General features: G+C 28.6%; 16 protein-coding genes. 9 read left to right on the top strand and 7 right to left on the bottom strand.

Annotation, left to right across the window (positions count from 1 at the left end; all coding sequences use genetic code 11):
- Positions 1 to 6: 6 nt before the first annotated feature.
- Positions 7 to 1419 carry a rhamnulokinase gene (locus F811_RS0112500; RefSeq protein ID WP_020005576.1) on the bottom strand — a complete coding sequence of 471 codons (1413 nt, stop codon included), beginning with the start codon at positions 1417 to 1419 and terminating at the stop codon, positions 7 to 9.
- A 240-nt stretch (positions 1420 to 1659) separates the two neighbouring features.
- Between F811_RS0112500 and F811_RS0112495 the strand changes: the two genes are divergently transcribed.
- From F811_RS0112495 to F811_RS0112475, 5 genes are all read left to right on the top strand, one after another.
- Positions 1660 to 3156 (top strand): sugar ABC transporter ATP-binding protein, encoded by a 1497-nt coding sequence (locus tag F811_RS0112495; RefSeq protein ID WP_020005575.1) that lies wholly within the window; start codon positions 1660 to 1662, stop codon positions 3154 to 3156.
- A gap of 43 nt (positions 3157 to 3199) precedes the next feature.
- Positions 3200 to 4417: an ABC transporter permease subunit gene (locus F811_RS0112490; protein WP_020005574.1), complete on the top strand. Its 1218-nt coding sequence runs from the start codon at positions 3200 to 3202 to the stop codon at positions 4415 to 4417.
- Positions 4418 to 4441: 24 nt separating this feature from the next.
- Complete coding sequence (locus tag F811_RS0112485; protein ID WP_020005573.1) at positions 4442 to 5464, top strand: ABC transporter substrate-binding protein; 1023 nt, start codon at positions 4442 to 4444, stop codon at positions 5462 to 5464.
- A 27-nt stretch (positions 5465 to 5491) separates the two neighbouring features.
- On the top strand, positions 5492 to 7273 hold the full coding sequence (locus F811_RS0112480; RefSeq protein WP_020005572.1) for an L-fucose isomerase: 1782 nt from the start codon (positions 5492 to 5494) through the stop codon (positions 7271 to 7273).
- A gap of 79 nt (positions 7274 to 7352) precedes the next feature.
- Positions 7353 to 7790 carry an RbsD/FucU family protein gene (locus F811_RS0112475; protein ID WP_008726000.1) on the top strand — a complete coding sequence of 146 codons (438 nt, stop codon included), beginning with the start codon at positions 7353 to 7355 and terminating at the stop codon, positions 7788 to 7790.
- A gap of 80 nt (positions 7791 to 7870) precedes the next feature.
- Here F811_RS0112475 and F811_RS0112470 read toward each other — a convergent pair whose 3' ends face one another.
- The 5 genes from F811_RS0112470 to F811_RS0112450 all read right to left on the bottom strand — a co-directional run bounded on the left by F811_RS0112470 (position 7871) and on the right by F811_RS0112450 (position 15776).
- The gene (locus F811_RS0112470) at positions 7871 to 9490 is read right to left on the bottom strand and encodes a gamma-glutamyltransferase family protein (RefSeq protein WP_020005571.1); all 1620 of its coding nucleotides are present in this window, start codon (positions 9488 to 9490) and stop codon (positions 7871 to 7873) included.
- A 45-nt stretch (positions 9491 to 9535) separates the two neighbouring features.
- A complete protein-coding gene (obgE, locus tag F811_RS0112465; RefSeq protein WP_020005570.1) occupies positions 9536 to 11578 on the bottom strand; it encodes a GTPase ObgE in 2043 nt (680 codons plus the stop codon).
- 145 nt (positions 11579 to 11723) lie between these two features.
- Positions 11724 to 13784, bottom strand: a complete 2061-nt coding sequence (locus F811_RS0112460; protein ID WP_245555869.1) for a tetratricopeptide repeat protein — start codon at positions 13782 to 13784, stop codon at positions 11724 to 11726.
- Between the two features lie 133 nt (positions 13785 to 13917).
- Entirely contained in the window at positions 13918 to 15102 is a 1185-nt protein-coding gene (locus F811_RS0112455; protein WP_020005568.1) for a hypothetical protein, read from the bottom strand.
- 410 nt (positions 15103 to 15512) lie between these two features.
- Positions 15513 to 15776 (bottom strand): hypothetical protein, encoded by a 264-nt coding sequence (locus tag F811_RS0112450; protein ID WP_020005567.1) that lies wholly within the window; start codon positions 15774 to 15776, stop codon positions 15513 to 15515.
- Positions 15777 to 16409: 633 nt separating this feature from the next.
- On the opposite strand from F811_RS0112450, the gene F811_RS0112445 reads away from it, so the two are divergent.
- The 4 genes from F811_RS0112445 (at position 16410) to F811_RS0112430 (ending at position 23520) form a co-directional block, all read left to right on the top strand.
- Positions 16410 to 18359 carry a methyl-accepting chemotaxis protein gene (locus F811_RS0112445; RefSeq protein WP_020005566.1) on the top strand — a complete coding sequence of 650 codons (1950 nt, stop codon included), beginning with the start codon at positions 16410 to 16412 and terminating at the stop codon, positions 18357 to 18359.
- Positions 18360 to 18380: 21 nt separating this feature from the next.
- Entirely contained in the window at positions 18381 to 20333 is a 1953-nt protein-coding gene (locus tag F811_RS0112440; protein ID WP_026364451.1) for a methyl-accepting chemotaxis protein, read from the top strand.
- An 80-nt stretch (positions 20334 to 20413) separates the two neighbouring features.
- Positions 20414 to 21802 (top strand): methyl-accepting chemotaxis protein, encoded by a 1389-nt coding sequence (locus F811_RS0112435; RefSeq protein WP_020005564.1) that lies wholly within the window; start codon positions 20414 to 20416, stop codon positions 21800 to 21802.
- A 113-nt stretch (positions 21803 to 21915) separates the two neighbouring features.
- Positions 21916 to 23520 carry a peptide ABC transporter substrate-binding protein gene (locus F811_RS0112430; protein ID WP_020005563.1) on the top strand — a complete coding sequence of 535 codons (1605 nt, stop codon included), beginning with the start codon at positions 21916 to 21918 and terminating at the stop codon, positions 23518 to 23520.
- 227 nt (positions 23521 to 23747) lie between these two features.
- On the opposite strand, the gene F811_RS0112425 is transcribed toward F811_RS0112430, so the two are convergent.
- On the bottom strand, positions 23748 to 25628 hold the full coding sequence (locus F811_RS0112425; protein WP_020005562.1) for a PTS fructose transporter subunit IIABC: 1881 nt from the start codon (positions 25626 to 25628) through the stop codon (positions 23748 to 23750).
- Positions 25629 to 25633 lie beyond the last annotated feature (5 nt).

The raw sequence follows: 25633 nt of genomic DNA, 5'->3' as shown, positions 1-25633 counted from the left end.
ATGCTATTATATTTTTTTTATTTCAAAACTATTTACAATTAATTTTCTCATCTCTTCAGTATCTTTTAATATTCCCAAAGATTTGAACTGAGCTAATATATTTCCAGCAGCAGTACATTCTATAGGTCCAACATAAACATTTAAATTAGTTTTTTCTTTAGTAAGCTCACATATTAGCTTATCTCTCGTACCGCCTCCTACAATACATAAAGTATCAATATCCTTATTTAATATTTTTTTAAGACTGTTAATATATTTAGCATAACTATCCGCCAAAGAATTATATACAGAAGCTATAATAATACCTTTTGAATCTTTTGAAACATCTGACTGATTAGTATCTTTATAATAATTTAATATTTCATCTTCTATATCTTTAGGATTATAAAATCTGTTGTCTGTAATATCTATTCTATGTTCATCTTTAATATTATCTCTTGCAAGTTTTTCCATATCATTAAATGAGATTTGATATTTCTTCTGCAAAAGCTGTATAGTCCAAAGTCCATTAATATTTTCTAAGAATCTTATAGTATTATTGTAGCCCATTTCATTTGTAAAACCATTTTCAAAAGCTTCATCTGTAAGTATAGGCTCTTTCAATTCTACACCAAGAAGAGACCATGATCCTGAAGACAAATAAGCTGAAGTATTATTAAAAATCGGTGCTGATAATACTGCAGATGCTGTATCATGCGATGCTGCTGCAATAATATCAAAAGGTTTTAAGCCCAAATAATCTGCTATTTCTTGTTTTAATAAGCCTTTTTTACTTCCCGCTTCAATTAAAACTGGTAATTTATTAATATCAAAATTAATTGCTTCTAAAATTTCTGAAGACCATTTCTTTTTATTAATATCTATAAGCTGAGAAGTAGAAGATATAGTATATTCAGAGGAAATATTTCCAGTCAAAAAATAACAGAATAAATCTGGTGTAAATAATAATGTTTTTGCATTATTAACTATATCAGCTCTTCCTTCTATATCCTCATATATCTGCATTATGCTGTTAAAAGGCATGCATGATATACCTGTTATACTATATAATTTTTTAGCATTCAAACCTATTTTTTCAAGTTTTTTTATTGTATTTATAGTTCTTGTATCTCTATAGTTTATAGGATTAGATAAAAGCTCTCCATTTTTATCTATATAAGCATAATCTACACCCCAAGAGTTTATACCCAAAGATGAAGGCTGCACTCCCATATCAGCAACTTTTTTTATGCCTTTTAAAAGCTCATTATACATATATATAAAATCTGTATAATAATAATTATTAATTTTTATAGGTGTTAATGAGAATCTATGCACTTCTTCTAGTGTCATTTTATCATTCTCAAATTTTGAAAGAAAAATTTTTCCACCTGATGATCCAAAATCACAGGCTATAGAATAAAATTTATTATTAGTCATATAACTGCACCATTTATATTAATATAGTTATAATATAATATATTTTTGTTTCATATTCAACAAAAAATGTTTATTTTTTTAATAATAAAACATTTTTCTAAACAAAAAAATAAAAATTTAAAAAAAATAAAATAAAATAATTTTTTTATATAAAAAAAACATTTCAATGTTGATTATAGCATTTTTTTTTACTATCATATAATCATATGAAAAATTTTAACTTAAGGATTAGATTATTCTATGAGTGATAACGTAATTTTAAAAATGACTGGAATAGAAAAGAGATTTAAAGGAGTATATGCATTAAAAAACTTTAATTTCTCTTTAATTCAAGGTGAAATATTAGCTTTGATAGGGGAAAATGGTGCTGGAAAATCTACACTTATGAAAATTTTATCTGGAATATATAAAAAAGATGCAGGCAGTATAGAATATTTCGGTAAACCATTAGAAGTATCAAGTCCTAAAGAAGCAGAAGAAAATGGTATATCGATAGTGCATCAGGAACTAAATTTAATGAATCATTTAACTGTAGCACAAAATATTTTTATAGGTCATGAACCATTAAATAAATTCGGACTCATAGATGATAAATTAATGATAAAAAGAGCAAAAAAAATATTTGATGGCATGAATGTAGATATTAATCCTTCTGCAAAAATAGGCTCTCTTACCGTGGGAAAACAACAATTAGTAGAAATAGCTAAAGCATTAACTCATAACTCAAAAATATTAATACTTGATGAACCTACTGCGGCATTGACAGAATCTGAAACCAAAGAACTTTTTAGAATTATAAAAGATTTACAGGTTTCAGGTGTTTCTATAGTATACATATCTCATAGATTAGATGAATTATTTATATTATCTGACAGAATAACAGTTATAAGAGACGGCGAATATATAGACACAAAAATTACAAAAGATACTAATAAAGATGAAATAGTAAATTTAATGGTTGGACGTGTTATATATGAAACACCTAAAACTGAAAGCAAAGTATCAAAAGATGCAAAAGAAATATTAAGAGTAGAAAATTTAGTTGTTCCTGGCGTAGTTAAAGATGTAAGTTTTTCTTTAAAACAAGGTGAAATTTTAGGGTTTGCAGGTCTTATGGGAGCTGGAAGAACAGAAACAGCAAGGGCTATTTTTGGTGCTGATAAATTTGAAAGCGGAAAAATATTTGTTGAAGATAAAGAAGTTTCAATAAAATCCCCTGTAGATGCTATAAAAAGCGGTATAGGTTATCTTTCAGAAGACAGAAAAAGATACGGTTTGGCATTAGGGCTTCCAGTATTTGAAAATATGATGATGGGAAATTACGATAAGTTTTCTAATATGCTTATGGTACAGAATGCCAAAGTAAGAGATATTTCAGAACAGGAAGTAAAATCATTAAATATAAAAACCCCTTCTATCAATCAATTAGTTAAAAACTTATCAGGAGGTAATCAGCAGAAAGTAGTAATAGCAAATTGGCTCATAAAAGAATGCAAAGTATTAATATTTGATGAACCAACCAGAGGAATAGATGTAGGTGCCAGAAGTGAAATATACAATCTTATGGAACATTTGGTATCTATGGGTAAATCTATAATAATGATTTCATCTGATTTAGTTGAAATACTTAGAATGAGCGACAGAATACTCGTTATGTCTGAAGGTAAAAAAACAGGAGAATTGGATATAAAAGGAACTACTCAAGATGATATTATGAAATATGCAACTATGAGATAGACTAATAACTATAATAAAAATAAAATAAAATGGAGTAAATCATATGTACAATATCGAAAACAATACTTTTACTGGAAAGCTATGTTTCAAAGCTAAAATGAGAAGAAGGACAAGAAATATATTAATTTATTTGAGAAAGAACGGGCTTCAAAAATTTTTAACAATTGTTGCTCTTCTTATTTTGTATGTATTTTTTGTTATAGCTGGAAGAAATTTCTTCACTTTTGATACATTTTCTTTGATATTAAGAAACTCATATTTTATAGGTTTTTTAGCTATTGGAGTAACATTTGTTATAATTACGGGCGGTATTGATTTGTCTATAGGCTCGCTTTCATTATTTGCTGCTATGGTAGGCGGTGTAATGATAACTAATTTTCAAACTCCTATGTGGGCTGTACTTATTATAGTTATAGCTGTTGCCACTTTAGGCGGATTTATAAATGGTTTTTTAATTTCATATTTTAATTTGCCTCCATTTATTGCTACTTTGGGTATGCTTATGGTTACTAAAGGTTTGTCAGGTATAGTTTCAAAATCTCAGACTATATACTACCCTACTATAACAGATCCTCAGTATGGCTGGTTTAGAGTATTATTTAATGCAACTGAATCTAATTTCCCATCTGGTTTTATAATGCTTGCCATATTTACTATAATATCTGTAATTGTATTAACTAAAACTATAGTTGGCAGATATATATTCGCTTTAGGAAGCAATGAAGAGGCAGCAAGACTTTCTGGTATAAAAACTAACAAATGGAAAATAATAGCATATACAATAGCTGGATTCTTCTGCGGTATAGGAGGTTTAGCTTTTGCTGCTAGTTATTCTAGTATAAGTCCAGGTGCAGGTCAAGGTTATGAATTTGATGCAATTGCAGGTGTAGTTATAGGAGGTACATCTCTTTCAGGAGGCGTTGGCTCTATAATAGGTACAATAATAGGTGTATATATAATGTCTGTATTAAAAGTAGGACTTCCTTCTGTAGGCGTAGAACAATTCTTCCAATACTTTACTATAGGTATAGTAGTTATTATAGCTGTACTTATAGACGTTTATAGAATAAAAATGTCTAATAAAGTTAAAAAAGTAGATGTAAAAAAAGAGAAAATGGATCAGTTGGAAGAAGAAATAGAATCTTTCAGAATAAAAATAGATTATATGATATCTGATAATACTAAAGACTATTCTAAAGAAATATCAGAAGTACAATCTAAAATTAATAGTTTAATAGAAGAAAAGAAAAAATTAAAATAAAACAAAATAATAAAGGAGAATAAAATGAAAAAAATTTTATTACTAGCTACTACTTTAATAGGATTAACAGTTATGTTATCAAGCTGCGGAAACAAAGATCCGTATATAGCTGTTGTATCTAAAGGATTCCAGCACAAGTTTTGGGTAACTGTTAGAGACGGTGCAGAAGCTGCTGCTAAACAAAATGGAGTAAAAATAAGTTTTGTTGGTCCTGAAACAGAATCTGACTCAAAAATACAGCAGGATTTGTTGGATAGTGAAATCAATAAAAACCCAGATGCTATAGCTTTTGCTGCTGTAACAGGAGATTTCACTGAACAAATTAAAAGAATAAAAGAAAAAAACATACCTTTAATAGGTTTTGATTCTGGTATATTACCAGACCAAGCTCAAGGTGCTGTACTTGCTACTGCTTCTACTGACAACAGAGCTGCTGCTGCTATAGTTGCTGATAAAATGTTTGAAGCTTTAAAAACAAGAATAGCTGCATTCACTTCTGCTAATAAAGCTAAAATAGCTGTACTTCAATTAGATAACTCTGATACTGGTATAGGAAGAGCTGAAGGTTTTGTAAAAAGATTTACTGAATTAGCTGATGGAGACGCTGCTACTGCAGGTAAATACACTTTACAAGTTATAGTTCCTACTACTCAAAATGAAGCTGATATAGCTAATGAAGTTAATGCTTTAAGAGGTAAAAGTGTTTTAGGAATATATTTGTCTAATGAAGCTATGGCAAGAGGTTTCTTAGTAGTATATAAAAGTGCTGAAGCAGGTGCTGCTAACACTATAGTTGGCGATGCTCAAGACGGCGGAGATTTGGTTGTTATGGGATTTGACTCTGGAAAACCTCAGTTAGATGCTATAAGAAGCGGAATAATACAAGGTTCTGTTACACAAGACCCTTACAGCATTGGTTTCCAAGCTGTTACTTTAGCATATAAAGCTTCTAAAGGTGAATCTGTTTCTAATATAGATACTGGTGCTAAATGGTATGATAAAACTAATATAGACGATCCTGAAATAGCAAAATTATTATATGAATAATTTGAATAAGGAGGAATTATAACAATTATGTTTAGAATGCAAAATAATTTACCAAAAGTTGGTATAAGACCTGTTATAGATGGAAGAAGAAATGGGGTTAGAGAATCCCTTGAAGATACCACTATGAACATGGCAAAAATAGCCGCAAAACTTATAGAAGAAAATATTAAACACCCTAGCGGCGAAAAAGTTGAATGTGTAATCGCTGATACTACTATCGGAGGTGTTGCTGAAGCTGCAAGATGTCAGAAAAAATTTGACGAAAACAATGTTAAACTAACTCTTACTGTTACACCTTGCTGGTGTTATGGTTCTGAAACTATCGATATGACTCCAGCTATACCTAAAGCAATTTGGGGATTTAACGGTACTGAAAGACCTGGTGCTGTTTATTTAGCTGCTGCTGATGCTGGACATACTCAATTAGGTTTACCAGTTTTCTCTATATATGGTAAAGATGTTCAGGACGCAGGAGATGAAAATATACCTGAAGATGTTAGAGAAAAAATACTTAGATTTGTAAGAGCTGGTCTTGCTGTTGCTACTATGAAAGATCAATCTTATGTAAGTATGGGCTATGTTGCTATGGGTATTATGGGTTCTATGGTTGATGCTGAATTCTTACTTGACTATTTAGGAATGAGAACTGAATTCGTAGATATGAGCGAAATCAAAAGAAGATTAGAACTAGAAATATACGATAAAGAAGAGTTCAAAAAAGCATGGGAATGGGCTAAACAATGTAAATTCGGCTCTGACAACAATAAAGTAAAAGCCACTGATGAACAAAAAGAAAAAGAATGGGCTACTTCAATTAAAATGGCTATGATTATGCGTGATTTGATGGTAGGAAATCCTAAATTAGCCGAAATGGGATATATAGAAGAAGCTCAAGGTCATAATGCCATAGTTGGCGGTTTCCAAGGACAAAGACATTGGACTGACTTTATGCCTAATGGAGACTTTGCTGAAGCTATTCTTAATTCATCTTTTGATTGGAACGGTATAAGAGAACCTTATGTTGTTGCTACTGAAAATGACTCTTTGAATGGTCTTTCTATGTTGTTTGCACACCTTTTAACAAGCAGATCTCAGTTATTCGCTGATGTTAGAACTTATTGGAGTCCTGAAGCTGTTAAAAGAGTTACTGGTAAAGAACTTACTGGAAAAGCTAAAGATGGTATCATTCACTTGATAAACTCTGGTGCTGCTTCATTAGACTGGACTGGAGAGCAGAAAGTTAATGGAAATCCTGCTTTAAAAGAATACTGGAACATTACTGAAGAAGAAGCTAAAAAATGTCTTGATGCAACTCATTTCTCACCTGCTAACAGAGAATACTTTAGAGGAGGCGGATTCTCTTCTACTTTCTTAACTAAAGGTGAAATGCCTATGACTATAATCAGACTTAATTTAGTTAAAGGTTTTGGACCTGTACTTCAAATAGCTGAAGGTTATGCTGTTAATATTGACGACAGTATATTTGACCCTATTAACAAAAGAACTGATTCTACTTGGCCTACTACTTGGTTTGCTCCTATACTTACTGGAAAAGACTCTTTCAAAGATGTTTATTCCGTTATGAATGATTGGGGTGCTAATCACTGTGCTGCTGCTTATGGTCATATAGGTGCTGATTTAATCACATTGGCTTCTATGCTTCGTATACCTGTAAGCATGCATAATGTAAGTGAAGATAGAATATTCAGACCTAAAGCTTGGAAAGCATTTGGTACAAAAGATACTGAAGGTGCTGACTTTAGAGCCTGCAAACATTTCGGACCTTTATTTGGAAAAGTAACTAGGTAATAATAATTTTTCTTAAGTCCCATTTAGTACTATAATATTAAATGGGGCTTTTGTAAAAATAATTTTAAGGAATTGTAATATGTTAAAAGGAATAGATCCTGTTGTTTCACCAGAACTATTAAAAGTATTATGTGAAATGGGACATGGCAGTGAAATATTATTTGCTGACGGTAATTTTCCTTCTCATGATTATAATGTAAAAAAAATTATAAGACTTGACGGAATAGATATACCTACTGTTTTGAAAGCTATTATGCCTTTATTTCCTTTGGATACTTTTGTAGAAAGTCCTGTTGTATTAATGCAGCCTAATGCTGATTTTGGCAGAGAACCTGATGTATGGGCTAAATACAAAGATATAATAGCAAAACATCAAAAAGTAAATTATGAATATTTGGAAAGATTTGCATATTATGACAGATGCAAAAATGTTTATGCTATTGTTGCCACAAGCGAACTTGAAATATATGCAAATATTATACTCAAAAAAGGGGTAATTTTCCCAGATAAGAAATAATGTCCCTAAAATATAAAATCTTTTAGCAAGTCTTTAATTTATTTAAAGGCTTGTTATTTTTTTACTTTTTTAAATTTAATCTAGCAAACAGATATAGCTGAATCAGTCCTTCCATCACAGCCTGCAAAATAAACATCATTATCATTTTTTAATATAACCTGTCCGCGTCCGAAATATCCAAAGTATGTAATATAATCTTTTTTTGTTATATTATGTCCAAGTGATGAAAGTTCTTTATAGATATTATTATCAAAATTATATTCTAATTCTATATTTTTATCTCCCACCCACTGCCATCTAGGTTTATCTAAAGCTGACTGCGGATTTAAATCATAATCTATTAAATTACTTATAACCTGAACATGTCCCTGAGGCTGCATAAAAGCTCCCATTACACCTAAAGCCCCATAAGGTTTTGAATCTTTGCATATAAAGGCTGGTATTATAGTGTGATAAGGCTTTTTATGAGCTGCTATAAAATTATCAGAATTAGGATCTAATGAAAAGTTAGCACCTCTGTTTTGCAAAGCTATGCCAGTTTCTGGAATTACTATACCAGAACCGAAAGCCGTATAATTACTTTGTATGTATGAAACCATATTGCCGTAACTGTCAGAAGCTGCTAAATATACAGTGTCCCCTGATGAGAATATATGATTTATAGGCTCTAATGATTTATCTTTATTTATAAGTGAAGCTCTTTGTTTAGCATACTCTTTTGAAAGCATTTCTTCTATAGAAGTTTGCATATAGTTAATATCGGCTACATATTTTTTAGTGTCTGTAAAAGCTAATTTCAAAGCCTCTATTTGATAATGCACTTTTTCTAATTCGCTTAAATTTTTAAAATCAAAATTTGATAATATATTTAAAGTCATAAGAACAGTAATACCATGTCCGTTTGGAGGAATTTCATAAATATCATAACCTCTATAATTAGTAGTTATTGGAGTAACAAACTCTGGATAATATTCATTCAAATCCTCTTTAGATAAATACCCACCGTATTTTTTCATGAATGCATCTATTTTTTCAGCATATTCTCCTCTGTAAATACACTCTGCATCTGTTTTTCCTATATCATATAAAGTTTTAGCATGATATGGAAGACTTACTATCTCTCCAAGATTTGGAGTTTTTCCATTAAAAGTAAAAGTATCAAACCAATATTTAAACTCTTCCTTTTTTAAATTATCAGAAGCATTCAAATACATATTATAAGCCTCTTTCCAATCAAGAGTCACTTGAGGCTGAGTAGCATATCCTTCCCTTGCATATCTAATAGCAGGTTCAAGCACATCAATAAGTTTTAACTTACCGAATTTTTTTATAAGAGCTGCCCAAGTTGATGGAATGCCTCCAACAGTTACTGGAATAACTCCGTATAAAGGCATTTTATCAAAATTATATGAAAGTATTTTATCAACATCCAAATTCTTTAGAGAAAATCCGCTTCCATTAATAGCATACATTTTATTTTCAAAATTTATTATAGCAAAAGCATCTCCCCCAAGTCCGTTTGAAGTAGGTTCAACAACTGTAAGTGCAGCTGCAGAAGCAATTGCCGCATCTATTGCATTACCGCCTTTTTTTATAATCTCTATTCCAGCCTCTGAAGCCAATATATTGCTTGTTGAAACTATATTCTTTCCAAAAACTACATTACGTTTAGATGTATAAGTATTATCATAAAAGTTCATAATAAAATCCGTATTATTTAATTAATAGTATTTTAAAAAATTATATCAAATATTAACAGCATAAGAAACTACTCCATTAACTATCTCTTCACGCACCTTTCCGCTTTCTGTTAATTTTTTTAATAATTCACTTACCCTCTTTTCATCTTCATTGAAACTTATTGCTATCATGTGAACCGTATCAGGCTGTCTTATTAAAAAATTTATTATATCTTCTTCTGTAATTTTTTTAGTATTTCCCTTAGCATTATCTGATACACTAGGAACATCTATTTCAATATCGCAGTTGGCGTTAAAATATTTTTTTACTTTTTCTAACTCTTCATCATTCAATGCCTTAGCTTTTTCATTAGCAGTTCTTCTAGTAGCTGTAACAAGCTGAACCTTATCTGGTTTTATTTTGTTTACTATTTTTATTATATCACCAAGTTCTTCTTTACTGTCATTAATACCTTTAAGTAAAAATACCTCAAGCCAATACTCTCCTTTAAAAACTCTTCTAAACTCTATAAGTCCATTAACCATTTTATCAAAATCAATTTCTTTATTAGGCTGATCTATTATCTTAAAAGTATCAATATTTCCAGCATCAAGAGAAGGTATTACCAAATCGGCCATAAGCAAATCAGAACGCATTTCCTGTTTATAAAGTAAAGAACCATTTGTTATAATACATACTGGAATATCAGTTATCTGTTTTATTTCATAAATAAGTTTTTTTAAATCTTTATATAAAGTAGGCTCTCCAGAACCTGCAAATGTTATATAGTCAATATTTTTATTATTAAGCAAGGCCTCTTTTAATTCATAAATTATCTCATCAACAGAATAAAAATTGTGAAGAGAAGTTCTAGTATTTTCTTCAGAACCTAATTGACAGTATATACAGTTATAACTGCAAGTCTTATGAGGTATAACATCTATTCCCAAAGAATTACCCAGTCTTTTTGACATAACAGGTCCGAATACTCTTTTTGTTTTAAGTTTTGATTTATCTTTATTCTGATTAAGAAGTAAAGGCTCTTTTGTTTGTTTGGCTGTATTATAGTATCTCTCTTCATTAGCTTTATAAAATGCATTTATTACCTTATCAAGCATATCACCTTCCAAACTAAATACAGACAAAGCAAATATTTCTGGCTCTTCATAATGAGTTTCTTTATTGTTTTTATACTCTTTTTTTACAGCTTTCTCTATAGATTTTACCTTTTCTTTTATTTCATCTTTTTCAAGCATATCTGTTTTGTTTAGTACTATAATAGACTTTTTCTTTATTAATTCTTTACTGTACTGTTTTAATTCATTTCTTAATTTTTTATAAGTATCTGCTACATCTTCATCGGTTAAATCTATAACAAAACATAAAGCACCTGTTCTTTCAATATGTCTTAAAAAAGTAAGACCAAGTCCAGCCCCTTCGCTTGCTCCTTCAATAATACCAGGTATATCAGCAATAACAAAACTTCTTTCATAATCCAGATAGCATACCCCAAGATTAGGAGTTAAGGTAGTAAAAGGATATGATGCGATTTTAGGATTGGCTCTTGTAAGTCTTGCAAGCAAACTAGATTTTCCTGCATTAGGCATACCTACAAGCCCAATATCAGCAATTAATTTTACTTCAAGTCTTATATTGAGTTTTTCACCGTCCAAACCATGCTGTGCATAATCTGGTGCCTGATTTGTAGCAGTAGCATAAAATTTATTTCCTTTTCCGCCTTTTCCGCCTCTTGCTACAGTATAGCTTTGTCCGTCTTCAAGTAAATCGGCTAATATATTATTTGTATCTTCATCATAGATAACCGTTCCTATAGGCACTCTTATAACTACATCGTCGCCTTTTTTACCATCGCTTAATCTTGCTCTTCCTGGCTCTCCGTCTCTTGCTCTGAATCTTTTTCTGCTTTTTATCTTTCCGAAACTGTTTATTCTGGCATCAACTCTTACTATAACATCGCCTCCATCTCCTCCATTGCCTCCGTCTGGACCTCCCATAGGTACATGTGCCTCACGTCTGAAACTTACGCTTCCTGCTCCTCCATGTCCTGCCTCTATTTCAAAGTTTACTACATCTATAAATTGATCCATTTTACTATTTCCTTTACTATTATTTATTATCATTTTAATAAAAATCAAAATTATAAAGTATTACTCATTAAAAAATTAACAAGCAATACTTTAATATAGTTTATAATTATACTAATATAAATAATAATTGTCAAAATATTTTGTATCAATCATTCAAGTTTTTTAAATAATCTGCTGCATCATCATCATAAGGGTTAATCTCTAAAATTTTTCTATAGCATTCTTTAGCATTTTCTTTATCATCAATTTTTAAATATAATTCAGCAATATATTTTAGAATATCACATCTGTATGGACGATCTTCAAAATATTTTTTATTAATATCTATAGCCTTTTGATAATATTCTTTTGCCAAGTCTTTTTCATTCATACCATCATAAACTTCAGCAATAGAAACATAATACTCTTCACGATTAGGATCTAATGAAACGGCATGTTTATAAGATTTTAATGCCTTATTTTTATTGCCTATTTTTACATATAAATCACCTATCCCTTTTGAATAAAAACCTTTAAACTTTTCTCTCTCCCATATATTTTCCCTTCTGTACATATTATTAGAACTTTTTATTTCAAGTTTTATGGCTTTTTTATATGCTTCAATAGCTTTGTTTTTATTACCTATAGAATTATATAAATCACCTATCATATCTAAATCCCAATAATTTTTATCTTTTTCATTTTTATAAATCTCTATTGCTTTTTTATAATATTCTTCTGCATTTTCCTTTTCTCCTAAACTTTCATAAATTTCTGCAATATTTGCAAAATTATATCCATCATTTTTATTATCATCTAAACTAATATATTTTTTATAATATTCAATAGCCTTATATTTTTCGCCTATATGCATATATAAATCAGATAATTTTTTATAATCATTATTATTAGTATAATAATTAATAGACTCATTAATAAGTAAATTTCTTTTCTCATGTTTTGAAAGTTTTTCATACAAATCTAATAATTTTATTATATTACTGTAAGTATTTTCTTCATACATCTCCAAAGCCTTATCATAATTTTTAATTTTTTTATAAATATCAGCTAAACGACAATAATCATAATTGTCAAAATGATTAATTTCTATAAGTTTATTATACATTTCAATAGCTTTATCATATCTGTAAATATTTTCATATAAATGAGCCAAAGTTTTATAAACTTGATAGTTAATATTATCAGTATTATTTAGTAAATATTTCTCAAGTACATTAGCTCCTTTATCACATATATTCAAATCATAAGAATATATAGTTTCTAATCCGTCATAATATTCAAAATTATTAGGCTCTTCTTCTATAAGCTGATTAAATGCTTCTATTAAATATTTATAGTCTTCAATCTCTTTCTTATATAAATATCTTATCCAACGCCATTCATGTTTTTTAATATATTCTTTATATGCATTAATACCTTTCTGATACTCTCCTAAAGCCATATAAGATTTAGCTAATGCATTTATTGCACTGGTATTTTCTATATAATCACAAGAAGGATGAATTTCTAATACATTCTCATAATTTTCTATTGCCTTATCATATTCTTTTTTCTCAAAATATGATAATCTTAAATACATAAAATCGCTTTGATCATGACGAGGAAGTTTTATTATTTCTTTGAATATATCTATTGCTTCATCATATTTACCCAATTTAAAATATGATTCTCCTATCACAGTAAGATAATATTCCATATAATTACCATCATCAACAACATAGCTTTTATTTAACTTAACTGCTTTTTCAGCATACTCTATTGCCGCATAATAATTTTTATTTTCCCGATTAATATATCCTAAAAGATGCCAATATGCTGAATCATTTTCATTTAATTCTATAGCTTTTTTAATAAGTTTTAATGCGTCATTATATTTTTCATTTCCTCTAAAATTATATAGATAATTGATCGCTGTATAGTATAATGTTTTATCATCATTAGGGTTTATTAACAAAACTTTTTTAAATAGCTTTTCTGCTTTTTTATTATCTCTATTAGAATAATATGCTCTTCCTAATAAAGTTAAAGCTTTTGTATTATTTTTATCTTTTTTAATATACTCTTTTAATACTTCTATAACTTTATCAATTATATTTTCATTATCATTCTCATCATTATTTTGATAATCTTCATCATTTTCCTTATTTTCATTATTATCTGATTGATTATCAAATTCATCGGATTCATAAGAACACTCTTTGTTTATTATATTTTCGATTTCTTCTAAAGTGTATGATTTTTTTATAGTGTAGCTCCTATATTTTTATTATTTTTAATTATATAGAGGTACAAAAAACGGCTTCACGGCAGGTTTTTAAATAATAAATCAGTATAAATAATTACAGCTTATATAAAAATCTCTTATCACCTTTATAATATCTTTTTATAAGTTTATCCCTATCTAAATACCTTGTATAATTCATAATATACCTTAAAGCCAAATCAATATACTCTTTGGAATTATCTTTGGAATTATCTTTGTAATTTTCTTTGATATATTCTTTTAATACATAAAAGGCCTTATTAGGAGCAAATCTATGATTAGGACTGTATCCTAACATATAATCATATAAAAGCCTGTCGCATTTCTCTTTTATGTCATCATTTATAGAATTATTAACTTCTTCTCTGTCTTTCATAAGTTTTTTATAAAAATGTTCAAATAATTCATTGTATTCTGTTATGAAAAAAGGAAATGAAAATAAATCTCTATTTTCAAAATAATAATCAATATCTTCTTCATCGTATATAATATAACTTTTCATACAGTCATCTTTATCTGTGATATTGTATTTATCCAATTCTCTTTGGTACTCATCATCAAAATATTTATCAAGTCTTTCATCAAAATACTTCATTGCTTCATTCTTATTTTCGCTTCCCCATTCCATATTCCATCTTCTTGAATCAACTTCTCCGCTTTCAAAAAACTCATCAACCAATTCTTTAGTTTCAAAATATATATATCCATTCTTTATATACTTTTCAGAAATCATTTCTTTTTTATCTTCTTCATCATACTCCTTTCTTTCTTTTTCTATAAAATATCTGTACTCTCCGTTATCATATTCATAATACCAAGAAGGATATAAAAGTCCATAGCCTCCAATAAAATCATTTTCTTCGCTAGGCTCTGCATATACGTACAATTCTGAAAACTCATCATCTAGTATAGGAAATTTATCATTATGATACTTCTCATAAATCTCTGGAAATTTATCCTTCTCTAATAAACATTTATAATCCCAGCCCAATAAGTCTTTTTGTATTTCTTGGTCTGGATGCACAAACTGTTCAAAGTTAATTCTTATTAAATATTTTTCTAATACTCTTATAAAAGTATATACTGAACAATTATGATGATCATTTATTATGAGTTTATCTGCTTCTTCTATTTCTATATTATTTTTCTCTATAAGTTTATCAAGTTCTTTTAAAAAATAATTTAATGAATGTTTGCTATAATAGTAATCGTTTTTATCTTGTATAATATATTTTTTATTTTGTCTGTTTAATTCTTCCATAGATCTATGTCCTTTTAAATTTTTAATTTAATTATAATTTGAAGGTATGACAAATTCTGACACTTTTTTGCATACAAATTAAATAAACAAAATTAATTAACATTTAAATAATGATACATTTTTAATATACTATACTTGTTTCAAAACTAAATTAATAGATAATAATACTGTTTTTAGTTTTTTATAAGTGGGGCTTTGCCCCAAACCCCAGTTCTTTTATTGGTATAAAAGAACCAAAAGAACTGCATTTTTTATACTCGAGTAAATAATCTATACAACATATAAATCATTTACTAAATTAACAACTTATATTATTAAATTTAGTATAAAATAACGAACTTAAATAACTGTTTATCAAGTAGTTTTGAAACAAGACTAATATATTTATTCTCTTTTTTTATAAAATCGAATTATTTTTTAAGTTCTTTAATTATGAGATCTTCAATTTCATCTAATTTACATTCTAAATCCCAGATACGAATCAGCGATTTTTTAGGTTTATTTTTTTCTTTTTCGAGTTCAATTTTGTAATACTCTCTTTCACTTCTAAGGAATTCTAATTTTTTACGTTTATTTTTATCATACCCAATATCATTATTACTATCAAAATCAGCTAAATTATCACTTATCATCACACCATCAAACTTTTCAAATAATTTTTTGAATATTCCCATATTATTCTCCTTTTACATATTTATATTTTATAATATATTTTTTATTTTGTCTGTTTAATTTTTCCATAAGATTATGTACTTTTAAATTTTTAATTTAATTATAATCTTAAGGTATGACAAATTCTGACACTCTTTTGTATTATAAAAAATATTAAAATTTCTCAAATTTATATTTTTCAATTCTAATATTTGCTAGGATTGCCTACTTGTATGTGTACGCTTTTTGACAATTGCAGTAAGTACTGTTAGTAGGTATTATCTGAATAAGTGAAAGGTTATATTTTAAACTAAATTTGATAAACTTAAAAATTTTTAGTATATTTTTAGCTTTTATTACATATTTTTATATACACATAAGATGTTTTTATAATTTGTTTTTCCTAATAATATATAATATTAAATTTTATAACTCTCACTTTTCTATTTTTTAGTTTCATTATCTTTTTATAATTTGCATTATATTGCTGTATATGTTTTATTTATTTATGATAATCTAAATTATATGGAACACATATTTTTTCACTAAAATGGGGCAACATCTATAGCACTTAAACAAAATAAAATTATATCTATTATTGAAATATGTAAATAAATTATATATAATGTTTTCAATTACATATTAGGATTTTTATTATGATTAAAAAATTTAGTCTCCAAATAAAAATTAGCTTATCAATATTAATACCTTTGCTAATTATGCTTATCATTTCAAACACTATTAATGTTATTTATGTAAAAGAAGCAAGTAAAAAACTATCATACAAAATTTTGGAGGAAAGTTCTAAAGGAGAAACAGCTACATTGCAATCATTTATGGAAGATGATCTCTATTACACAATAGGACTTGGAAAAGTAATAGAAGGTTTTTACAGCGACGGAATGACGAACAGGACTTTTTATGAAACAACCGTATACAATTTCTTTACCAAACTTTCTCAAAGAATTAATTCTATACATATAGCATTTGAGCCGAATATATTAGATAATGATTCTAACTATACTAATTCTCCTAAATACTCAAAAGCAAACGGACGATTCAACTATAATGTCTCAAGAGGAAGCGGTACAAGTATGCTCGAATCATATTCAGATGCATCAATATTTCAAAATGAATATTATGTAAATGCTTTAAAGACATCAGATATATATATTACAGATATATATAAATCTTCTTCTGGAAATATTTTGTATACTTGGGCAATACCTATTAAAAATAACAGCAATAAGGTTATCGGTATCATAGGCTTAGATGTACTGGCCAATTCTGTTAATGATTTGCTTTCTAAAATAAAAACATTTGAAGGTACAACTGTTACACTATTTGATAATTCTGGCAATATAGTATATGATAGTGACGATGTGAACTATATATATAAATCATTAGACAGTATATATCCTTATTATAAAGAGCATGATGTTTATAATAAGATAAAAAGCGGAGAAAGTCTAATATTTGAAAATTTCAGCGGAACATTAAAAAAATATTATACATACTCATTTACACCTTTAGAAATGTCTAAAGGAAGATATTGGGGATTTAAACTAACTGCTCCTAATGATGTTATATTAAGAGACAGCAATACAATAAGAAATATTATGATTATGATATCTGCATTAATAGTAATTATAAGTGCTGTAATAGTTCCTATTATAATCAAAAGAAAAGTAACAAGTATGATAATAGGTTTGTCCAAAGATATGCATAAAATATCGAGCGAAGATATATCTTTCCATATAGGAAATAAATTTTTAAATATGAATGATGAATGGGGCGAAATAGCTAAAAGCTGCGAAAATATTTTGAATAATTTAAACAAGGTAGTATCAACAGTAAAACATTCTGCTGAACAAGTTTCTACTGCTGCAAATGAAGTGCTAACAGGAAACACTGATTTATCCGACAGAACAGAATCTCAGGCTTCAAGTTTGGAAGAGACTGCTGCTTCTATGAATGAAATGGCCAGTGCAATAAAAGAGTCAGCAGAAGGAGTTGCACAAAGTACAAGTATGGTAACTGATGCAAAAGAATATATAAATAAGGCTGGAGATATAATAGAAGACAGCGTAAATAAAATGAATGATGTTTATGAGGCAAGCACTAAAATAATGGACATTACAAAACTTATAGAAAATATTGCATTTCAAACTAATATACTTGCACTTAATGCATCAGTTGAGGCTGCAAGAGCTGGAGATCAGGGAAGAGGTTTTGCAGTTGTTGCAAGCGAAATAAGAAACCTAGCACAAAATACTCAGGAATCTGTAAAAAGTATTACTTCTCTAATAACAGACAGTAATGACAAAATAAAATTAGCTGCAAATAGTGTACAGGAATCTCAGGAAATATTCAGCGAAATATTAGAAAAAATGGATAATGCTTCTATGGTAATGGATAAAATAAATACAGCATCACAGGAGCAGGAAAGAGGAATAGATCAGGTTAATATTGCAATCAGCAATATGGACAGTGCTGTTCAAAAAAATGCTGCTTTAGTATCCGAAGCTACATCTGCATCCGAGTCTTTACTAAGCGAAGCTAATGAATTAATAAAAACTATAGAATATTTTAAATTAAAAAATTAATAAGGATAAAAGGTTTATATTATGTTTAAGAAAGTGAGTTTACAAGTCAAGATTAGTTTGGTTATATTGATACCGCTATTAATAATGATAGCTATATCAAATATAATCAATATTATTTATGTACAGAATATCAGCGAAAAATTATCTTACAAAATTTTAGAAGAGGTTGCTAAAGGAGAAGGAAATCAATTAAGTGCTGTTGTAAAAGAAGACTTATATCAAATAACTGGACTTAAATATACATTAGAAAATATGTACAATTCAGGTGTTACAGACAGAAAAACATATGAAAGTGTAACAAAAAATTTCTTTAATATACTTCCAAATACTGTAATAGGAGTTATGATAGCTCTAGAACCTAATGCTATAGGAAATGATGCTAATTATACTAATGATTATCCTCTAACTAAAGGACAGCAGACATACTATATATCAAGGTCATCAGCTAATGCTGTAACAGAAAGATCTATGAGCAGAGATGAAATAGATGCCGACTACTATAATGAACCTATAGCAAAAAGAAAAGAATATTTATCTGGCATATATGAATTTAATCTTGGTAATAATGATATAGTATCAATGTATACTTGGGCTATACCAATAATGTACCAAAATAAGCCTATAGGTGTTATAACTGCTGATATAAAAATAGAGACATTAAATGAAACTATGAAGAATATACAGCCTTTTGAACACTCTGAAGGCTTACTGTTTGATCACTACGGAAATTTAATGTATGATATGGGAAGTACAGAAAATTTAGGAAAAAATATGTACGATATATACCCCAAATATAAAGATCATAATGTATTTGAAACCTTATCAAAAGGACAAACTATATCATTTGAGGATTATACAACATATTATAAAGGCTATGCTACATACTACTTTATTCCTTTAGAAATTGCAGAAGGTCAGTATTGGATACTTGAAATAATGGCTGCTAACAGCGATATATTTAAAGACAGTGATATGATGAGAAATGTTATGATAATTATATCGTTAATAATTATAGTAATAGCATCTATTATAGTACCTATTATTCTAAAACATAAAGTTACAAGTATAATAGTGAGATTATCTAAATCTCTGCTAAAAATTTCAAACGGTGATATATCTTTCCATATAAATAATGATTTTTTAAATATGAATGATGAATGGGGAGATATAGCTAAAAGCTGTGAAAATATTTTAAATAATTTAAATAAGGTGGTTACAACTGTAAAACGCTCTGCAGAGCAAGTTTCCACTGCTGCAAATCAGGTTTTGGCGGGTAACAATGATTTATCCCAAAGAACCGAATCACAAGCCTCAAGTTTGGAAGAAACTGCTGCCTCTATGAATGAAATGGCTAGTGCAATAAAAGAATCTGCAGAGAGTGTAGCAGAAAGTACAAACATGGTAACTGATGCTAAAGATGCTTTGAATAATACGGGGCTTATAATAGAAGAAAGCGTTAATAAAATGAATGATGTACATGAAGCAAGTACTAAAATAATGGACATTACAAAACTTATAGAAAATATAGCTTTTCAAACAAACATACTTGCCCTTAATGCTTCAGTGGAGGCAGCAAGAGCTGGAGATCAAGGTAAAGGATTTGCAGTTGTGGCAAGCGAGGTAAGAAACTTAGCACAAAATACTCAGGAATCTGTAAAAAATATTACAGCTTTGATAACAGACAGTAATGATAAAGCTAATCTGGCTGCTAAAAGCGTACAAGAATCAAAAGAAATGTTTAATGATATTTTGCAGAAGATGGATAATGCTTCTATGGTAATGGATAAAATAAATACGGCAGCACAGGAACAGGAAAGAGGGATAGATCAGGTTAATATTGCAATCAGCAATATGGACAGTGCTGTTCAAAAAAATGCTGCTTTAGTGGAAGAAGCAACTGCAGCTTCACAATCACTGCTAAGTGAAGCTAATGAACTTATTAAAGTTATAGAATATTTTAAATTAAGAAACTAAATTTTATATTCAAATTTTTTCTTATAAAAGATATAATGGTTTATTCTATAATAAAAATTATAAATTAAGAGGCGTTTTTTATGAATGATAAGGTAAGCTTAAATATAAAAATAAGTTTATTTATTATAATACCTATTATAACAATAATACTGATATTCGGTATTATAAACACTATCCATACATACAATATTACAAAACAAATGTCATTATTTACAATATCTCAAATGGCTCAAAAAGAAGTATTTGAAATAGAATCTATAATTGATGTAGAGTTAAACTATCTAAGTAATATAAAATATACAGTAGAAAATATGTATAATTACAATATTAGAGAAAGAGAAGTATATGAAGATTTAATGAAAAGATTTGCAGATGAAATGAGTACAAATGCGGTGTCTGTGTCTTTAATATTTTCTTCTAATGCTATTGACAGTATGTATATTAATAATCCTCTTTATAAAAACATTGACGGAAGATTTGGAATATATTTGCTCAAAGATACAAATAATAATGTACATAGAATTAATATGGAAGAATCAGATTTGCAATACAGCTATTTAGATACTACTATAAAAAGCAAAGAACCGCATATTACATCATTAAACTATTATCCAGTACAGGGTAAATACAGACCTATGTATACCTACTCAATACCAATATTTTCTAAAGACAATGAAATAATTGCCGTATCTTCACTGAATTTATCTTTGGACAATATAATGTTTTATGATGATACAAACGGATTTACAATTTCATTATTTAATGAAAAAGGAAATATTATTTACTGCACTACCGATAAATACCGTATAGGAGAAAATATAACTAATTCATCTGATATATACGGATACAATGATCTATTAGAAACTGTATGTTCAAATAATACTATATTTAAAGAATCATATAATAAACAAACTTCGAGTAAATATTTTCATATATTCAAACCTATACATATGTTTGATGATGTGTATTGGGCAATAGAATTGGCTGTATCTTCCAAAGCTGAATTTTTCGGTAATAATAAAATTATAATAATGATGTGGACTATAATAGCAACAATAATTATATTAATAGTCATTATAGTACCATCAATTATAAATAAAAGAGTATTATCTGTAATGAATGATTTAAATGATAATATTACTAAAATAAAAGAAGGGGATATATCTTGGAATGTTTCTGAAGATTATTTGAAATTAAATGATGAGATAGGCGATATGAGCAGAGGAATTAATAATACAGTAGAATACTTAAATGATTTGGTTACTGCTGTAAAAGGAAAAGTTGATAAAATTTCTGAAAACTCAAATGATATATCTGAATTTGTAGACAAAATTAATGATAAAGAAAGCAAAACGATAAAAAATCAAAATTATCAATTTGTAAATCAAGTTACTGAAACTTCAAAATCTCTTTTAGAAGAATCAAAAGAATTACAGAAAATTATAGAATATTTCAAACTTAGAGAATAAGAAATATAGAAAAATATTGTTTGACATTATACTATATAGAATATATACTGAAAACAATATTAAAATATAATTTGGGTAGTAAAATGTTTAGTAGTCATTATCGCATTTTATTAATGATTTTCATATCTTTAATCGTTAATATATCTTGTTCAAAAATAGAAGAAAGTGTATCTCAAAATCAAGCTTCAAAATATTTTGCTTTACAGATAAATATAGGTTCAGAACCATATACTATGGACCCAAGTTTTAATGTAACATCAGATACTTTAATATATTTAAGACATATATTTGAAGGATTAGTTGCAAAAGATAAAGATGGAAAAATAATACCTGCCGTAGCTAAAAGTTGGACTGTAAGCAGCGATGGATTAGTATACACATTTAATCTTAGAGATAATGCATATTGGAGTGATGGAAGAGGAGTAGTAGCTCAGGATTTTGTATATTCATTTAGAAGATTATTTGACCCAAATACTAAAAGTAAATATGCTTATCAATATAATATGATAAAAAATGCAAAAGATATTAACATGGGAAAAATAGAGCCTAAATATCTTGGTATAGAAGCTATTGATGATTATACTTTAGAAATTATGTTAGAAATGCCATTAACATATTTTTTAGAAATTTTAGCATACCCTACTTTTTACCCATTAAGAGAAGATATAATTAGAACATATGGAGAAAAATGGACTGACAGCCCTCAAACATTTATAGGAAACGGACCTTTTAAAGTTGTTGAAAGAAAATTTGATGAATATATCATTATGGAAAAAAATGAATTATATTGGAATACGAAAGAAGTTATACCAAGCAGATTGGAGTTCATACTTAGAAATGATAATGAATATTCTCTCAATTCTGTAGAAAATGGTCTTCTTCATTTTTCCAGAAACTTCCCAAGAGAATATATTTCTTCACTAGAAAAAGCTGGATATATACACAATGTACCTAGAATATCTTCATATTTCTATTTTATTAATACAACAAACAAAACATTATCAGACTCAAATGTAAGAAAAGCATTATCTCTTGCTATAGATAGAAATTATATAGTTGAAAATATTACAAAAGGCGGAGAGAGACCAGCTGCTGCTTTAGTGCCTTATGGAGTACCCGGATTTTTTGGAGATTTTAGGGAAAACGGAGGAGATTATATTAATATTACAAAAAACAACTATGAAAATAATATTAAAGAAGCAAAAAAACTTATGATGCTTGCTGGATATCCTAATGGTAATAACTTTCCAACCATAACATTTAAAACAACTCATGGTGTACATACCTATATATTTGAGGCTGTTCAAAAAATGTGGAAAGAAAATCTTGGTATTGATGTAGTTATGGAAGAGCTTGAATGGTCTGATTTGCTAAAACAAAGATTTGATAAAAACATTGAGATTGCTAGCGGAGGCTGGAACGGGGATTTTAATGATCCTATTAACTTTTTATCAATATTTTTAAGCACATCCCCTAATAATAACAGCGTTTACAGCAATACAAGATATGATGATCTCATAAAAACTGCAAGTTTAATAGGAGATACCTCTCATAGAATGATGACTATGCATAAAGCTGAAGAGATGTTAATATCAGATATGGCAATAATACCTATTTATTTTTATAATGAACCTCTTTTAGTTTCTCCAAAATTAAAGGGTGTAGAATATGATCCTATGGGACAACACAATTTCTCAAAAGCATATCTATTAGAATAATAAAATTGGCTTTAATGTACGCTAAAAGATTATATTTTATTCTTGATATATTAGATTTGACTTTACTCAGTTCACATAGCGGCAGATATTAGTTTTGCAATTATAAATATTTTATTTTGAAACAAGTATATTAACTTTATAAAAATACCAAAATTTAAGCATTATAAAAAATAAAGGCTTGAACTAAAATTAATAAAGAGTTCAAGCCTTTTTATAAGATATATGTATTAATTATTATTGACAGGCTTTTTAATAAATCCTAGTATTACCGCTGTTATAACAGAGCCTATTACTATAGCAAGAAGATATAGAGGAGGATTATTAACTATAGGTAGTACAAATATTCCTCCATGAGGAGCTCTTAACTGTATACGAAAAGCCATAGTTAAAGCACCAGCAATAGCAGCACCAATCATACAGGAAGGAATAACTCTTATAGGGTCAGAAGCAGCAAATGGTATAGCTCCTTCAGTAATAAAAGATAGCCCCATAACATAACAAGTTTTACCAGCATCTTTTTCATCGGACGTGAATTTATTTCTAAATATTGTAGTAGCTAATGCTATACCCAAAGGCGGAACCATACCCCCAGCCATAACAGCAGCATGAGGAGCATAATCACCTGAAGCTATCATTGCTATACCAAATGTGAAAGCAGCTTTATTTATAGGTCCTCCCATATCAGTAGACATCATAGCTCCGAGTAAAGCACCTAATAATATTAAGTTTCCAGTACCCATATTTTTTAAGAAATTAGAAAGTCCAGTATTTATCGCAGCTATTGGGTCAACTATGAATAAATACATTACAGCACCAGTAAGGAATATTCCAAATAAAGGATATAGTAAAACAGGTTTAATTCCGTCCAAACTTTCAGGCAATTTAGAAAATACTTTTTTTAGTAAAAGAGTAATATATCCGCCCAAAAAACCGCCTATAAGTCCGCCTAAAAATCCTCCGCCGCTATTTAGTGATATAAGCCCTCCAACCATAGCAGGAGCAAATCCAGGTCTGTCAGCAATACTCATACCTATAAATGCAGCCATTACTGGTACCATCAAGAAGAAAGCATTACCACTTCCTATATCATTTAAAAGTTTAGCAAATGCATTATATGAAGGATCATTAGGATTGCTTGAGTTAATACCAAACATAAATGAAAATGCTATAAGTATACCTCCGCCTACAACAAAAGGAAGCATATTTGATACACCAGACATTAAATGCTTGTATACTCCAGTTTTAGGCTTTTTAGCAAATCTGTCTGAAGAGCCTCCTTCAGAATTAATATGATATATAGGAGCTGTTTGATTTAATGCATTTTTTATTAACTGCTCTGGATTTTTTATAGCTTCTTTAACACCTACTATATCAACATTCTTTCCAGCAAATCTATCCATAGCAACATTTTTGTCCGCTGCTACTATTATACCTTTGGCATTTTTTATTTCATCTTTTGTAAGCTCATTTTTTACTCCGCTTGAACCGTTAGTTTCTACTTTTATAGTAATTCCGAGTTCTTTACCTTTTTTAAGCAAAGCATCAGCAGCCATATAAGTATGTGCTATTCCAGTAGGACATGCTGTTACTGCTAATACCTGATATGAATCATTATTATTACTGCTTTCCTGATTTAATGATGAGTTTTCATTATCTTTTTCAGCATTTTTCATTAATATATCAAGTACTTCTTCTTTGCTTTTTGCATTTAATAATGCTTCTCTTATATCATCTTCAAGAAGAAGAGTAGTTATTTTTGATAATAATTCTATATGAGAGTCATTAGAGTTTTCTGGGGCTGCTATCATAAAAAATAAATGTGAAGGCTTTCCGTCTAATGATTCATAATCAACACCTTGTTTAGAAATACCTATAGCAACTGTTGGAATTTTTACGGCTTTAGTTTTACCATGCGGTATTGCTATACCTTCCTCCATACCTGTAGAACTTTGAGCTTCTCTTTTTAATATTTCTCTTTTATACTCTTCCCTATCATTTAATTTGCCGTTCTTATAGAGAATATCAACCATTTCATCTATAATTTCTGATTTAGTTTTTCCTTTTAAATCAATATCTATACAATCTAAAGTTATGACATCTTTTAGCATTGTTA

This window comes from Brachyspira innocens ATCC 29796, assembly GCF_000384655.1.
In the GTDB taxonomy this organism is placed as follows: domain Bacteria; phylum Spirochaetota; class Brachyspiria; order Brachyspirales; family Brachyspiraceae; genus Brachyspira; species Brachyspira innocens.
Note: the sequence above shows the minus strand (reverse complement) of the source record. Positions and strands in the feature narration are given on the sequence as shown.